Source organism: Enterobacter quasihormaechei, assembly GCF_004331385.1.
GTDB classification, from domain to species: Bacteria; Pseudomonadota; Gammaproteobacteria; order Enterobacterales; family Enterobacteriaceae; genus Enterobacter; species Enterobacter quasihormaechei.
On sequence record NZ_SJON01000017.1, the window covers coordinates 1 to 14,926 of the forward strand.

The window sequence follows — 14,926 nt, forward strand, 5'->3', positions numbered from 1 at the left end:
TTACCACGGCTGTTCGGTCGGCATAATAAACAGCTCTGCCACGTCCACATGTTCCGGTGCCTGCAACACGTAAAGAATCGAGTCGGCGATATCATCGGCTTTCAGGAACGTCATCTTCTCCTTCAGCTGTTCCATCTGTGCGCGATAATTTTCGTCACTGATATGCTCGAATAATTCACTTTCAACGGCACCCGGCTGAAGCGAGGTGACGCGAATGTTGAACTGCGGCGCCAGCTCCATGCGCAAAATATCTGAGAAGGCGGCAACGGCATGCTTCGTCGCGCAGTACACCCCAAGCCCGGGGAAGGTTTTACGCCCGGCGATCGACGAGGTATTGATGATATGCCCGGACCGCTGCGACTGCATAATCGGCAGCACGGCCGCCACGGTGTTAAACAGGCCTTTTACGTTGACGTCTACCATACGGTGCCACTCGTCAACCCGGAGGCTGGCGATATCCGAAATCGGCATCAGCCCGGCGTTATTGAAGGCGATATCAATATGCCCATAGCGTTTGTGCAGTGCCGCCACCCCTTCATTCACCGAGGCCGGGTCAGTGACATCCATCGCCAGCGCTATGGCTTCACCGCCAGCAGTCTCAATGTCAGACACCAGCGCCTGAAGACGATCCAGACGGCGGGCGGCGAGACCCACCCTGACGCCCTGTTGCGCTAATTTTTTTGCCGTGGCGGCGCCAATTCCGCTTGAAGCACCGGTGATGAGCGCGACTTTACCTTTGAGTTCCATAGGTGATCCTCTTGAGAGTTAATTTCAACGCTTCAGAAAGAACGTCTGAAGTACGGTTCAATAATGGATTTCTCAGGCGCTGGCTTCGCGCGGGCTTTTGCTCAAACTGTCGGGCTTTTGCTACGCACCATCGCCTTGCGATAGTGCGAGGGCGTCACGCCGTTATGCCTGAGGAAGACGGCTGCAAAGTGGCTGGGGCTGGTGTAACCCACGTTCAGGGCAATACTGATAATGGAATCAGTGGATTCCGACAGCATGCGCCGCGCTTCCTCCATGCGTAGCCGGATAAAATAGTGGGAAGGCGAAAGCCCGGTAGACTGTTTAAAGGCGCGGCTAAAATGGTATTCGCTCAGATCGGACAGCTTAGCCAGCCGTGCCAGGTCAAACGGCTGGGCTAACCCGTCACGCATTGCCGTGAAGACCCGGTGCAGTTTAAACGCCTGCAAGCCCCCGCGGTGTCGTTTCGCACGGGTGCCGTAGGTGCGAATAAGGTGTACCGCCAGCGCCTGTGCAATCCCCTGAATAAACGGGCCACTTGGTGGATTTTGCAAATACAGCTCGCGGCGTATCTGCTCCAGCAGGACGGACAGCGTTTCGTCGCGCGCGCCGGAAACCTCCCGCAATTCACACTCCTGCATCATGGCCACGCCGATGTAAACATGCATGACGACGAACGGTGTCTCTGGCTCGGCGCGCCAGCGCATTTCGCTTGGGTAGTCCGCCGTCGTGAGAAAGAAATCACCTGCGGCAACGCGGTTTGATAACCACGCCTCCCCGGGAGATCGCTCCTCAACGACGGCATTACCTGAGAGGATCCAGACGATAAAAGGCTCCGGTACCGCCGGAATAATGACGTTTTCCTGAACGTGCCTTCGCGCCAGAATTTGCACAAAGACATCCCGGGAGGATTGCGCCCGATGCTCCCTGAGCAGTTCGCCGGGAAGGTACTCTTCAAACGTCTCTGCGGAAGTACGCTGCGTCATGTTTATCGTGCCTTTCGTTATGCCAGTTGCACCAGGTTTACCGCCGGAAGAGGCCCGCCGGGGAATTGCTGAAGCGTACCGCCGACCTCCAGGCTGCCTAAATCGATAGGTGCGAAACCGAGCTGCGCTGCCAGCGCGCTGACGTCCGCCTTCGCGTCTGGATGGTCTCCGGAGAGAAAGACGACACGACGACCCTTCGCCTGCGCCGGATCCTGAGCCAGTACCCCTGCAAGCAGGGTATTAAAGGCTTTCACGACGCGTGCACCCGGCGCCCACTGGGTCAAAACCTGGCTCGAGTTTTTCCCGCCCAGTTCAGCCAGCGTAAAGCCTGGCAGTATGACCGGGTTGGTCGCGTCAATCAGGATACGCCCATCCCAGTGAATACCCCTTAACGCGGCTTCGGTTTTGTCCCAGTTCGTGCTGACAAAGACGATATCGGCGTCAGCGGCCTGTTGTACGGTGCCGGCGCGCGCCCCGTGTCCCAGTCTATCGACCACCGCAGCCAGGCTTTCCGGCCCGCGGCTGTTACTCAGAATAGCGTTTATGCCCGCTTTAACCAGCTGTCCTGCAAAGGCTTGCCCGATTGCGCCAGCGCCGATAATACCTACCGTTGTTGTTTTCATGCTGAATATCCTTCAATGATGCGTAGTGAACATGCACAAAGAGTAGTAATCTTTAACCTATCTGAATAGCCTATATAATTAGATGGAATCCATCTGCTGGAGCGATACATGCTGGACGGTATTTCTGTTGATCAACTGCGCACCTTTATTGCCGCCGTTGATGAGGGCAGTTTTTCCGCCGCCGGGCGCAGGCTGCGGCGCGCGCAGTCGGTTGTCAGCGCGACGCTGGCCAATCTTGAGGCGCAGGTCGGGTTTCCATTATTCGATCGTTCCGGGCGCTATCCGAAACTCACGGAGGCGGGCGTCGCCATGCTGGAAGCGGCACGTCTTGCCGCTGCCGGGATGGATGCCTTTAAGGCTAAGGCGCGCACCTTAGCGGAAGGACTTGAGCCTGAGCTGGTGGTGTCCGTCGACGTGATGTTTCCCGTTGCGCAGCTCACCGCTGCGGTGCAGGCGTTTCATCAGGCATTTCCTGACACGCCGCTGCGTTTGTATGTGGAGGCGCTGGGGGCGGTGCTCCAGCCTTTGCTGGACGGTCACTGCCGGGTGGCGATAACCGGATCGCTGCCACATCTTCCGGCGGGATGCACCTCAGAATTCCTTCTCAGCGTGCCTGCGGTGGCCGTTGTCTCCCCTGAGCATCCGCTGGCGACCGCGTCTGGCCCGATCCTTCGTTCACTCTTACAGGAACACGTCCAGCTGGTGCTGACCGATCGCTCCGCTCTCACCGTGGGCCGAAGCTTTGGCGTCATGTCGTCGAAGACCTGGCATTTGGCGGATATGGGCGCGAAGCACGCCTTCCTGCGTGCCGGACTGGGGTGGGGCTATATGCCGCTGCCAATGGTCGAGGAAGATCTCGCTGCGGGAAAACTGGTTACGCTGAACGTGCAGATGCAGCCCGACGTCGGGACCGGTTTTTCCATGCAGGCGGTGCACCTGGAAGAACATCCGCCCGGCCCGGCCGGGCGCTGGTTCGTTAACACGCTGAAAATGCAGGCTGGCATGCCGGGTATCAATAGCAGCGCCGGGTAGCCAGCATTTATGGCTCAGGAGGGCTTTCCACCCTCTCATTACGCTGGTTGGAACCCACGGTTTTACCGGCGCGATCCGAAATCACATACTCAATGGTAACGTTATGCCTGGTGGTCGGTGTGACGGTGATGTCCTTGATCCTGCTGCCCGAATCGGGGGGAAGCGTAAGGGTTGTATTGCCTTTAGCCAGCACCCGACCATGTTGCTTCACCTGCCACTTCAGACGACACGCCTCACAGGCGGACCAGGTGTCATTGATTGCCCACAGGCGAACCGTTGCTTCGCTCCCCTGACGCCACACCGCCGTCACGGGTTCAATCGACGGCAGAATGGGCTGATAAGCTTTTTGCAGCGCGTAGTAGCCCGCTTTCGGCTTACGCAGATAATCCACGACGCCCCAGTTGATGGAGGGCCAGGTTTCTACAAACATAAAGTGGAAGAGGGCGGTAACCGGCTGATAGCGCTGCCGACGATAGCTCTCTGCCGCCATTGCCACCAGCTCCGCCTGGTAACGCTGGGTGTTGGCAATCATCTCCTGAATGGTATTACCCCGCGGAATATTGGCAAATTTAAAGGTCTGGAAGGGCTGGAAGTTATGATATTTCCAGTGCGTCCAGCCGGGATCGTCGGCGGCGGTGCTTTTCGGCCACATCAGGCGGGCGGGAATGATGGTCTTCAGGGTTGAGAGTCGCGGTAGCGCCTGAGCGCCAAACTCCGTGATGATCGCGGTTTTGGCGGGGCCGAGCAAATCGCGCATGGTGCCGAAGTACCAGCCGGCCCAGTAGTGTTCTTCCACCGCGGAAAAACGATGCACAATGCGCGAGGTGTCTTGCGCAAGCGCGTCTCCCACGCGTTTCGTCAGGTTCTGGTTCAGGGTTTTATTCCAGTCGGGGAAGCGTTTTTCCATCCACGGTGAATTCCACGGCGGCTCGTTATGACCGCCCCAGACGATAATGGCCGGGGAATTGCCAAATTGTTCAACCATCTCGCGGGTCTGCCGCGCGGCATTGTCCGCAAAGGCGTCGCTGTTGTTGTAACCCCATTGCAGGGGGACATCCTGCCAGATCATCAGCCCCATCTCGTCAGCCACATCGTAAAGCGCCCGGCCTGCCACATGCGCGTGAACGCGTATCGCATTGGCGTTCATCGCCTGCACCAGCCTGAAGTCGCGGCGATATTTCTTGCGCGTCATGGTGCTAAGCCAGGGGGAACCGATGTAGTTGCTCCCCTTGATAAACAGGCGCCTGTCATTGATCAGCCAGCCTCTGTTGTCCGGCTGCTCCTCCATCTTGCGCAGCCCGGTTCGGGTCACCGCGGTATCCATCACCCCCTGTTCGTCCGCCAGGGTCGCACGCACCCGGTAGAGATTTGGCCTGCCATAGCCCACTGGCCACCAGAGCTTCGCGTCTTTTACGGGCAGCGTGACGCTGAGCGACCGCGGCTTACCGTCCGTTTTCGCAATCTGAACCGAAAACGCCTGCTCTGTGCGCTCGCCGATGAAATTATCAGGGGTTGCTGACAGGCGCAGCGTGACGTCACCGGCAGACAACGCCCGATAGCGGATCTCGGCGTGCAGCGCTGGTTTTTTCAGCCCTTCACGCCAGTCCGGACGCAGGATCACCTCATCGATAGTCACGCCGCGACTCAGGTGTAGCTTCACCGGTGCCCAAATCCCACCTGAGTTGGCGTCCTGGCCATTCTCTGCCCACGCCCCGCCAGGGCGAGTATCGTGCTGATTAAGTACGCCTTTAACCATCGTTTTGTGCAGCGGCCAGATTGTTTTCGGATCTTCCCAGGGGCTGTCCACCCGCACGGCGAGCTTATTGTGTCGCTGCAAAGCATCGCTTATGTCTACGGAGAAGCGCTGAAAATACCCCTCGTGATGGGCAAGATGCCTGCCGTTGAGCGTGACGTCGGCAAAATAGTCCACGCCATCAAAGACCAGGGTGGCCATGGTATCGGGCGCGCGCCGGGGCAGGGTAAATTCGTGCCGATACCAGAGGGCACCCTGATGATCGTATCCGGCGCTGTACCAGTTGGCCGGAACCGCAACCGATCGCCAGTCGCGGTCAGGAGCGCCCGCGCCATCAAAGGTGCTGAGGTTGGCGTCATGCACGCGCCACATTCCGGCCAGTGACCAGGTGACGGGCTGGCTGGCCTGGGCCAGCAGAGGGCTAATTGCCAGCAGCAGAAGAAGCCTGATCATCTTTAACCTCCTGAGCTCTGCGGCGCAGCCAGGCCGCAGAGCGTCTGGCCTCCTCGATAAGCTCGCCATGTAAAACGCTCAGCCCCGTCTGGTTCAGCGAGACCGCCTGACTCTCCATTTGCTGAAGCACTTCTGAAAGACGAGTGAAACCGAGGGTGACGGCTTCGCCGCGAAGCTTATGAGCGGCCCGCCGCAGGGCCTCGCGGTCATCATGCGCAATATTCAGCGCTATGGCTGCCACCGCCTCGTCAAGACCGTTGCCGAACAGCGCCAGCAGTTCATTAACCAGTTCAGGATCGTCCGCGCACTGTTTTAACAGCTGTGCCTCATCCGGCAGACCCTTTTCTTCTCCGGCGACAACACGGGCTATCTCCTCCCTGAGCGCCTCCTGACTAACCGGCTTGGCAATATAGCCGTCGAAGCCCATTGCCAGACAGCGCGCCTTGTCGCCCTGCATGGCATGGGCGGTCATCGCGACGGTGGGCTGATGGTTACGCCCCCTCGCGAGCGTTTCTTCACGAAGCAGGCGAATGGCCGTTTCACCGTCCATTTCTGGCATTTGCAGGTCAACCAGCATCAAATCCCACGGCTGTTCACGCCAGCGTTCGAGGGCCTCCCGGCCATTGGATACCACTTCGCAACGGTGCCCGAGCTGCTCCAGCAGGCGTCTGGCCACTTTCTGATTCACCAGGTTGTCCTCAGCCAGCAGGATACGCAGACTGGCCTGCGCCGTAACGGGCGCAGAAGCGGGCACAGCCGCGGGGGAGGCAAGGGGAGCGGGCGCAAGGACGCTGGCAATGGTTTGATAAAGTTCACGTTGGGCAACCGGCTTATGCAGATAATGGGCGATCCCGATGCGCTTCAGCATGTTGGCGTCGAAATGACGGCTCATGGAACTGAGCATAATGATGTGGCTTTGCCCGGCCTGCGGCATAACGGAGAGCTCAAGGGCCAGCGATACGCCGTCCATATCCGGCATCTGCGCATCCAGCAGGATCAGCGGCCAGCATCCCCCTTTTGCGATCAGGCTTAACGCTTCCCCTGCGTTGTTAACACAGGTCGGCGTCAGACCCATCTGGCGAAGCATCGTGTCCAGCAGTCGCAGGTTGGTGCTGTTGTCGTCGACCACCAGAACCGATTCGCCGTTAAAGCGGGCTACAGGAGCACCGGGAGTGGAAGCAGCCAGCTGGCTCTCCAGCGGCAGAGTAAACGCAAACTCGCTGCCTGCCCCCGGCTCGCTCTGAACCGTCAGCTCTCCGCCCATCAGGCTCACCAGACGGGCTGAAATGGTCAGCCCGAGGCCAGTACCGCCGTAGCGGCGGGTGGTTGAGCTATCGGCCTGGCTAAACGCCTCGAAAATGGCTTTTTGTTTCTCCACCGGGATGCCAATGCCGCTGTCGCGAAGGCGAAAACGCCACTGACCTTCACGTTGTGCAGGCTCTATTGCCAGCATAACCTCACCCTGATGGGTGAACTTCAGCGCGTTGCCCAAAAGGTTAGTCAGAATTTGACGTAGCCGGGGACCATCAACGATGAGCACGTCCGGCACTTCAGGTGCGATATCCACCAGCAGTTCGATGCCCTTTTCGCTGGCGGCGGGCATGTGCGGGCGGATCAGCGACTGCACAAAGGGACGGATCTCCAGCGGCTCTGTATCGACGGTCATCTTACCTGACTCAATGCGGGAGAAATCGAGAATGTCATTGATGATATGCATCAGTGACTGCGCTGAACTCATCACCAGAGACAGGTATTCCCGCTGTTCGGGGGTGAGATGCGTATCGAGGCAGAGCTGTGTCATGCCCAGAATGCCGTTCATCGGGGTGCGAATTTCGTGGCTCATGTTCGCCAGAAATGCACTTTTCGCCTCGTTGGCCTCCCGGGCGACTTTCGCCGCTTCAATGGCCAGCAGCTCGGCCTCCTTGCGGCGGGTAATGTCCTGTAGGGTGCCGATCACCCGTTCGGCCTGCTGCTGCATGCTGAGGGTGACCACCTGCCCCGAGATCAGCATCCAGCGCCAGCCCTGGGACGCGTGCTGTACGCGAATCTCACATTCAAAAACCGGCATATGCTCCTGTCTGGAGGCGATCATCGCGTTGCGCAGCACGGCGCGATCCTCTTCATGGACCAGGTTAAGTAAAAAGCGCAGCGGGTAATGCAGGTGCGTACGCGACTGACCCACCATCGCCAGCAGGGTATCGTTTACCTCCAGGCTGTCTTGAGAGACCTGCCAGTTCCAGATGCCGATCTGAATGGACTCTGCGGTCAGTAAAAAATCATCGTGCAGCTGGTGGCGCGAACGCTGGGCGTCGTCAAGTTCGGTAATATCGGTATGCAGGCTGAGAATGCCGCCATCCGCAAGACGCTGATGCTGCACGTAGAGCCGCCGGTTTCCCGACTGCCGCACCTCACGATGGCTTGACTGGCGGCAGTTGCGAACGATCGCTTCCCGCAGGGTCCGGCGGCGGGTGGGGTCGATGTTATAGCCTGCATCAATGAATTTCTCCGCCAGGCTTTCAAGCGAAGCACCGGCGCTCAGCCAGGGGGTGATGACCGGGTAAAAGCGCGTTATCTGGTCATTCCAGGCCAGCAGACGCTCGGCGGGATCGTAAATCATCACCCCTACGGGCAGCGCGTTGAGATCGAACCGGGATGTGGATCGCATGGTTACTCACCTCCGGCCTGATAGTGCAGCTCCGCCTGGCGGCGCAGATACTCCAGCCCGGGCGCAATCGCCATCGCCCAGGCCGTGAGGATCTCGTCGTCGCAAAGGGGATCGCAGGCGCGCACGGTCCTGAGCATGGCCTCCCGCCAGAGTCCGAAAAAGCGCGGCGGCAGGCGTAACCCTTCATCAGTCTGCTCCCGCGCCAGACGTTCCAGAAAATCCGGCACGAAGAGCGCACCGTCAACGGCAAGCATGGCGAAAAAGCACTTGAAGATCGTCTGCTGGCCATCCCGCCCCTGGCCCCGGGCAAAATGCTGCTCCGTTTCGGGGGACATATGGATAAACGTCTCCCAGAAAGCCTGCAAAAAGCGCCGTTTATCATTCTCCGGCAGAACGCGGTTCAGGCTGGCGTCAAAGAGATCGCGATAAAATTTCATGGTGCGGCCCTCGCGGCGCGTTCGCCCGGCAGGCAGAGGCCGGGCGGGTTGAAGGGATCCGACGTACGGCGGGCAAAATAGCCATCGTTTTCCACCAGGCCATTTTCAAACAGCGGCCCGGCGTTGTGTTTGTACAGCAGCGCTTCCAGCACCATGGCGTTCGTCGAGAGGGTGAGCGTCGGGTTGATGTCGCCGGTTGCCTCAACGCGGCCCTCAAACCAGCCCTGTTTCGGGTTATTCAGGTGCCGGGTAACGGCCATCAACGCGTCAGTGTAATCGGTCTCCCACAGCGCCCAGAGCACAAAGACGGCCTTCGTGCTCACCTGTGCCAGGCGGGGATAGCTTTTTCCGTCGTCGCCCAGGGTGTTCCAGGCATAGCCGTTTCCCCAGACGGTGTCTTCTACGTGCCAGGGGGCCTGAGAGAGGTAAAAATCGGCGCGTGCGGTGAGCGCGCGCTCACGCTCCCAGCGCGTTTTCTGGCTAAGCCATACGGCTTCGGCCCGCGCGCGCAGCGTTTTGTGAATATCGGACGCCACGCCGGGCGGTTGCCAGCCAAACTCCAGCCCCGGCAGCATGGCGGGGAGGGTGGAGAGCAGCGACGGTTGCCAGGTCGTTCTGGGATCGCGCGCGTCAACGGCGAGGCTACGCTGGTACAGAATGATGTTCTGAGAAGGCGGAGAGAATGCCTTATCCGATGAAAATCCCCACAGCCGAAACGCGCTGGCGGCATATTCGCTTTCACCCAGCCGCAGCTCGTCGCGCACCACCGGCTGCCCGTTTTGCACGGACGCAGACCACAGCTCCCCGTCCTTATCCAACACCGGACAGAAATTCCAGCGCAGGATGATTTTATCAAGATATTCACGGTACTCAGGGGCACGCTCGGCTGCGAGCCGCAGCGCCAGCATCAGACGGGCCATATCTTTTGCCGACCAGCCGCGCGGGGCCGGTTTTCCTGTGAAATCGATGGGCGACGCCGTTCGGCTGGAATAGAGCCTGCCGGGGGTGCGGGTTTCGGTCAGCGTCAGGCGATTGAGGGTTCCGAGCAGGCGCGTCAGCCGGGCGTCGAATTCGTCCGCCTGGATAAGATCAAGCTCGCGGGCAGCCAGCAGGGCGATAAGCGTATCGCCCATTTGCCACAGCGTAACGCGCGGCTGTTTATCGCTGCCATTGACCAGCCCTGTCTGAGGCTGGGTGTTATTGTCAAAATAGCGCCAGGCGATACGCGCCCACTCCCGCTCCTGAGGCGTCAGGCTACTGATGCGCGCGGTGGTGTGCCAGCCACCTTTGGTCAGCCAGCGCCACCCTGCGCCTTCCTGGCGGAACAGGACGAAGGCGATAATAAGAATGAGGACGGCGGCAGCCAGCCCGCGGGCTAAGGTCTTAAGCATTGTGCGGTCACCGGCGGCAGTTTTACAGGCTCGTCCGTATTACAGGTGGCACACTGACAGGCCTGGCAAGCGGGTTTGGTGCGCAGGGTGGTTCCGGTCTGTTCACACCATGTCTTCACCGCTGGCGTACTGTTCAGGAACGGGCGGTTGCGCGAGGCATTATTGGGTTCAAAGAGGTCCACCAGCTTTTTCTCCCACAGGGAAGGGGCGAAGTGGCGATCTTTGGGATTATCGCTGTTGAACTGCAACAGCTTGCCCTCTTTCTTGAACAACAGGGCTTCAAGCATGATCCCGTTATTATTGGCGGTGAACTCTTTAATGGGGCCGTCGCCGTTTTCGTACAGCCCTTCGTAGTATCCTTTGTCCGCCTCGTTGGCGTTTTCAATGGCGTCCAGCAGGCGGTCGGTATAAGGCGAATTCCAGAGAACCCACATCCCGAGCGCCGCTTTCAGCGAGACGGCGGCCGTGTTGGGAACGTACACGCCTTTATCGGTAATGGTGTTCCAGTTGAAGCCGTCGCTAAAAACGGTGTCGTAGACAAAGTAGGGGGACTTATCGAGTTGATGCTCAGAGCGAGCGGATAAAATACCGGTGATGGCGTAGCGATTCTCCTGAGCCTGGTAAACCCTGTCGGCAAAGTTTTTCATCCACGGATGAGAGTAATCGCGTGGGCTGTTCTCCCTGTCCGTCGGCTTGTCGAAACCAAATTCCAGGCCGTAAAGCACATAGGATTCGGTGACGACGTAGTTATGCTGGCTGGTGAGGCGCGGATCGCGCGAGTCATAGGGCACCATAACGCAGTAGATCTCAGCCAGCTCGTAGGGCTGGGGCTGGCTCGACTGACAGGTGCCAAAGCCCCACAGCGCAAAGCCCGCAGCACCGTACTCTTCATAGCCCAGCCGCCCTTCCTGCACGTACTTTGGCTGGCCATTTTCCAGGTAGGCGCCGTACATCATCCCGCAGGGGTTGATGACGTTGGTGAAATTCCATCCCAGCATCACGTTATCAATGCTGTTGCTGTATTCCGGATAGCGCTCCTTAATGACCTTCAGCCAGATCAGCATCCTGCCGATGTCCAGCGCCGAGAAGCCAATCTCGCCAGGTTTGTTCTGATAGTTAACCTTCTGGGCGGTGATGGTGTTATAGGCTTTGTTGGGCAGTTCGTTGCGGAACAAATCCAGTTTGTTGAGGGTGGCGAGTAATTTCAGCATTCTGCGATCGAATTCGGCTTTATCAATAATCCCCAGCTCCCTTGCGGCCGTCATCGCGGCCATGTAGGAGGCGCTGTCCCACATGGTGGTTGAGGGAAATTTATTGACGGCATTCACCAGCCCGGTAGTGGGCTGGTAGTTCACAACGAAATATTGCCAGGCGTTTTTGGCAATGGTCATCTCCCGAGGCGTGAGTTCCCCGCTGCGCGGCGGGTAATCCGAGGCGGGAAGGCCGGTCGCTGCCTGGGCCGCAGAGAGTGAGAGCCAGCCTGCCACAAGCCCGGCCAGAAGAGGAAAAAAGAGTATTGATTTCAGCTTCATGGCTTCGCTCCTGCTGAAGATGTGGGGGGAGTGGCGGGGCCAGGGCAGGCCAGACAAAGCATCTGACCGTGAGCAATGTACGCCAGGCTCTCAAGGACGACCGCATTGGTATCGGCGTCAACGATCTCGTTCACGCTGTTGTTAAGGTTAAGCCCGCGCTGCCAGCCCTTACCCGGCACCTGTAGCTTCTGCACCTGCTGGCGCAGCGCTTCGCTCCAGCCGTTGCGGAACAGGGCGTACCAGGCAAAGGCGGTGCGGGTCGAGGTTATTGCCGTTTGCTCCGGCGTGGCGTCAAGCAGAGCGCTATTTTGCAGCGGCTGGCGATCGGGCAGATCGTTGACGTAATCTGGCGCGGGCTCGGCGTAATCGGTGCTGATCGGCGGCTTGCGGACCCGCAGGCCGTGACGTCGCTGCTGGATTTGCATTATGCGCCAGGCAATTTCGGCGCTCTGCGCGTCGAAACCCAGCTCGAGGCCCGTTAACAAATAGGGAAGGCTGATAAGCGAAGGCTGCCGACCCCACGGGGTGCGTAGCCCTTCATCAGGCACCATTATTCCGTCGATGTCGATCATCTGCTGCCCTTCCGGCGGGTTCGTCACCGCCAGCCCCGCCGCGCTGTCGATCAGCCGAAGCGTATGGCTGGCATACAGGCGATAGCCGAAGCTGTTTCGCGGCTCGTCCGTCGCCAGCGCCCAGTGGTGGAGCGGGACCGCGGCCTGGCTGCTGGTGTTGTGGGCAATCAGGGCGCCCAACTTCCAGCGATCTAAAAGATTGCGCACGTCGGCGGCATGCTGGGGGTAGCGCCACAGCAGCGTTTGCAGGGCGTTAAGCAGGCGGCCCAAGCCGATAGCCGAGGCGTCCGGTTTACCCAGGGCTTCCAGCGTGTCGGCATGGTAATAGGCGGCGGGAAGCCCCTGCGGGTTGAGCGGAAGACGGGCGAGAGCAGCCAGTGCGGCCGCGATGCGTTCATCAAATTCGTCGGGAGTAAGAATGCTGAGCTGCCTGGCGGCTACAGCGGCAAACAGATAGCTGCCGGTGCTCCACAGGCTGAGCCAGGGTTCGCCGTCGTGCGCGTTGGCCAGACCATTCGGCTGCGTATTGTTCACATAATACTGCCAGGCTACTCGCCCCCAGATGGCCTCTTCGAATGTCAGCTCACGCGGCGCGGGCAGGGGCGGGAAATCGTTACTCAGCGACATCCCCGCGCTGCCCTCAACGCGTGTTGGCATCTGTTTTTCAACCCAGACGACGATGGCGAATCCCAGCAGAAAGCCGAGCAGGATCGTGAGGTAGCTGCGGGCTGACAAAAGCGCGTCGCGTTTTCTCATTCGCTCACCTCTTCTTCAGCCGGGGTCCACATGGCGGCGAAGATCAGCGGCAACATGGCGGCAATGTTGACTGCACCCCAGAAGATGTTAATGACGTAGCCGGAGGGATCGTCAACCTGCCCGCGAGCGACCTGAATACCGCCCCAAATCAGCCCGGCCAGGGTGAGCACGACGATGGCGATTTGCGGTTTCACCAGATAGAGAAACCTGCCCGTCTGCCGCTCTTTCGGCGTGACGTGGAATTTGATCTGCTCACCGCGCAGTACCGTATCGAGCGCACGCAGGTTCATTGAGAAAAAGGAGAGATATGACGCTCTGCCGTCCCAGGCTGAAATTCCCCAGGTGCCGAACATAAAAGCCAGCTCCGACATGATGAAAAAGGGTAAAAAATGAAGATAAAAGGGCTCTGACCAGGCTGAAACAGGCGGAATGCCGGTAAACAGGTAAACAATGGGCGATATCAGGAAAATGGTGTTCCACACGCAGGCCAGATAGGACCAGAAGGTGGTGGCATACATCAGGGTTTGCGGCAGAGAAAGCTTAAAACGGCGGCGGCTGAAAATATTGTCGTGGAACAAAATATCCAGTGAACCCGCGGCGTATTTGAAGCGTTGGATCATCCACGTCAGCATGTCCTGCGGAGAGAGCATTTTCGATTCGATCCGCGGGTGCATCACCGAGCGCCAGCGGCGGGCGGCATCGCCGTGGAGCAGGATGGAGGTATAAATATCTTCCGAAACGTGAAACTTATAGGGCGTGAGCTCTGTGTCGAAAGCCACGTGAGGGCGCATGGCATCCTGAAGGGTTTCACGCATGACGGGATCGCGTATATCCCGCGTGTGCCGCTCAACCTCCTCTTCCACCGTCCAGACATAGCTGCGCAGTGCGGCCTGCATTACCGCTTCGCGCCTGTGTACAGAGGCCGCACCGCAGCAGAAAGCGGCGTTGGCCCAGTTTCGCCGGCGTAAAATCACGTCATAAAACATGCGCGGATCGTTAAAAAAGGGGTCACGGCCAATGGTCACCGGCCCGATGAACTTCTGCGCAAGCCATCCCAGCCCGTATCCCGGTTTGCCCGCTTTTCGCCCAAGCCAGCGCGCCAGGTTTTCGCCTTCCGGCAGGTCGAAAAACCACTGCGGCGTCTGGACCCAGGCGACGTCAGGATCGCGAAAGTAGCCCAGCGTGTGGCTGAGCAGGGTGGGGAAGACGCGGGTATCGGCATCGCAAATGATCAGAAAATCTCCGTCAGTTTGCTCAAGTCCGTTTCGCAAATTACCGGCCTTGAAGCCAATATTGGTCTGGCGGGAGATGTAGTTGGCGCCTTCCTGATCGCAGACGGCTTTCATTTCTGGCCGTCGACCGTCGTCAAGCACGTGCACTTTATAGTCCAGCGGAACCGGGTATACCATCTTCATGGCGTCCCGAATAGAAAGCCTGACCAGCTCCACGTCTTCTGAATAGGTTGCGATAAAGAGATCCACCTTCAGGGGTCTGGATGCTTCCGCGTCTTCGGGGCGCAGGCAGTCATTGATCTCAACCGGGGGCGAGTTTTGCGGCGGATCGTCCTCTTTCCACAGGTTAATGGTGAACAGCACGGTGCCGATCCAGGCCAGCGTTTCCGCAAATACCAGCGGAATGGCATACCACAGCGCGTCGGTATTTAAGGAGGCTGTCCAGCGCCAGTAAAGATAATTAGCGCCTAAAATCAGCGCGGCAACCGCTAATACCTGCCATGTTAGCATTACCCAGCGCGGTGTCTTAAGCGGTTCAGGCGGCTGGCGATGTTCAAAACGGGAAAAATAAAAATCCATAGAGAAGGATATCCTGATTCCACGATGGCTATTAATAACTGACCCGTTACCGACAGGGAGCGCAAAACAGAAAATAACGTCCGCTAAAACAAAAAGTAAACTAAGTGTAGATGGTGGATAAAATAATTCCAGAGGCGTAAAAAACCGATCTTTCAGGCATGCTTAAATAAT

The 14,926-nt window shown here is 58.7% G+C and carries 11 protein-coding genes; 1 reads left to right on the forward strand and 10 read right to left on the reverse strand.

Annotated features, from left to right (window positions below):
- The 3 genes from E0L16_RS17945 to E0L16_RS17955 all read right to left on the reverse strand — a co-directional run bounded on the left by E0L16_RS17945 (position 1) and on the right by E0L16_RS17955 (position 2,353).
- On the reverse strand, positions 1-747 hold the full coding sequence (locus E0L16_RS17945) for an SDR family oxidoreductase (RefSeq protein WP_131637653.1): 747 nt from the start codon (positions 745-747) through the stop codon (positions 1-3).
- Between the two features lie 101 nt (positions 748-848).
- Entirely contained in the window at positions 849-1,730 is an 882-nt protein-coding gene (locus E0L16_RS17950) for a helix-turn-helix domain-containing protein (protein WP_131637655.1), read from the reverse strand.
- A 17-nt stretch (positions 1,731-1,747) separates the two neighbouring features.
- Positions 1,748-2,353 carry an NADPH-dependent F420 reductase gene (locus E0L16_RS17955; protein ID WP_131637657.1) on the reverse strand — a complete coding sequence of 202 codons (606 nt, stop codon included), beginning with the start codon at positions 2,351-2,353 and terminating at the stop codon, positions 1,748-1,750.
- Between the two features lie 108 nt (positions 2,354-2,461).
- Here E0L16_RS17955 and E0L16_RS17960 point away from each other — a divergent pair, with 108 nt between their 5' ends.
- The gene (locus E0L16_RS17960; RefSeq protein WP_131637659.1) at positions 2,462-3,385 is read left to right on the forward strand and encodes a LysR family transcriptional regulator; all 924 of its coding nucleotides are present in this window, start codon (positions 2,462-2,464) and stop codon (positions 3,383-3,385) included.
- Positions 3,386-3,392: 7 nt separating this feature from the next.
- On the opposite strand, the gene E0L16_RS17965 is transcribed toward E0L16_RS17960, so the two are convergent.
- The 7 genes from E0L16_RS17965 to E0L16_RS17995 are packed head-to-tail and all read right to left on the reverse strand — an operon-like array spanning position 3,393 to position 14,755.
- Positions 3,393-5,591, reverse strand: coding sequence for a glycoside hydrolase family 2 protein (locus E0L16_RS17965; RefSeq protein ID WP_131637661.1), 2,199 nt, complete (start codon positions 5,589-5,591; stop codon positions 3,393-3,395).
- On the reverse strand, positions 5,560-8,256 hold the full coding sequence (locus tag E0L16_RS17970; protein ID WP_131637663.1) for a response regulator: 2,697 nt from the start codon (positions 8,254-8,256) through the stop codon (positions 5,560-5,562). Before E0L16_RS17970 ends, E0L16_RS17965 begins: the two co-directional genes overlap by 32 nt.
- Before the next feature lie 2 nt (positions 8,257-8,258).
- Positions 8,259-8,693, reverse strand: coding sequence for a globin family protein (locus E0L16_RS17975; protein ID WP_131637665.1), 435 nt, complete (start codon positions 8,691-8,693; stop codon positions 8,259-8,261).
- A complete protein-coding gene (locus E0L16_RS17980; protein ID WP_131637667.1) occupies positions 8,690-10,084 on the reverse strand; it encodes a DUF3131 domain-containing protein in 1,395 nt (464 codons plus the stop codon). Before E0L16_RS17980 ends, E0L16_RS17975 begins: the two co-directional genes overlap by 4 nt.
- Positions 10,069-11,616, reverse strand: a complete 1,548-nt coding sequence (locus tag E0L16_RS17985; RefSeq protein WP_063450063.1) for a DUF3131 domain-containing protein — start codon at positions 11,614-11,616, stop codon at positions 10,069-10,071. The genes E0L16_RS17980 and E0L16_RS17985 overlap by 16 nt, the downstream gene beginning before the upstream one ends.
- Entirely contained in the window at positions 11,613-12,944 is a 1,332-nt protein-coding gene (locus tag E0L16_RS17990; RefSeq protein WP_131637669.1) for a DUF3131 domain-containing protein, read from the reverse strand. The genes E0L16_RS17985 and E0L16_RS17990 overlap by 4 nt, the downstream gene beginning before the upstream one ends.
- The gene (locus E0L16_RS17995) at positions 12,941-14,755 is read right to left on the reverse strand and encodes a glycosyltransferase (protein WP_131637671.1); all 1,815 of its coding nucleotides are present in this window, start codon (positions 14,753-14,755) and stop codon (positions 12,941-12,943) included. The genes E0L16_RS17990 and E0L16_RS17995 overlap by 4 nt, the downstream gene beginning before the upstream one ends.
- Positions 14,756-14,926 lie beyond the last annotated feature (171 nt).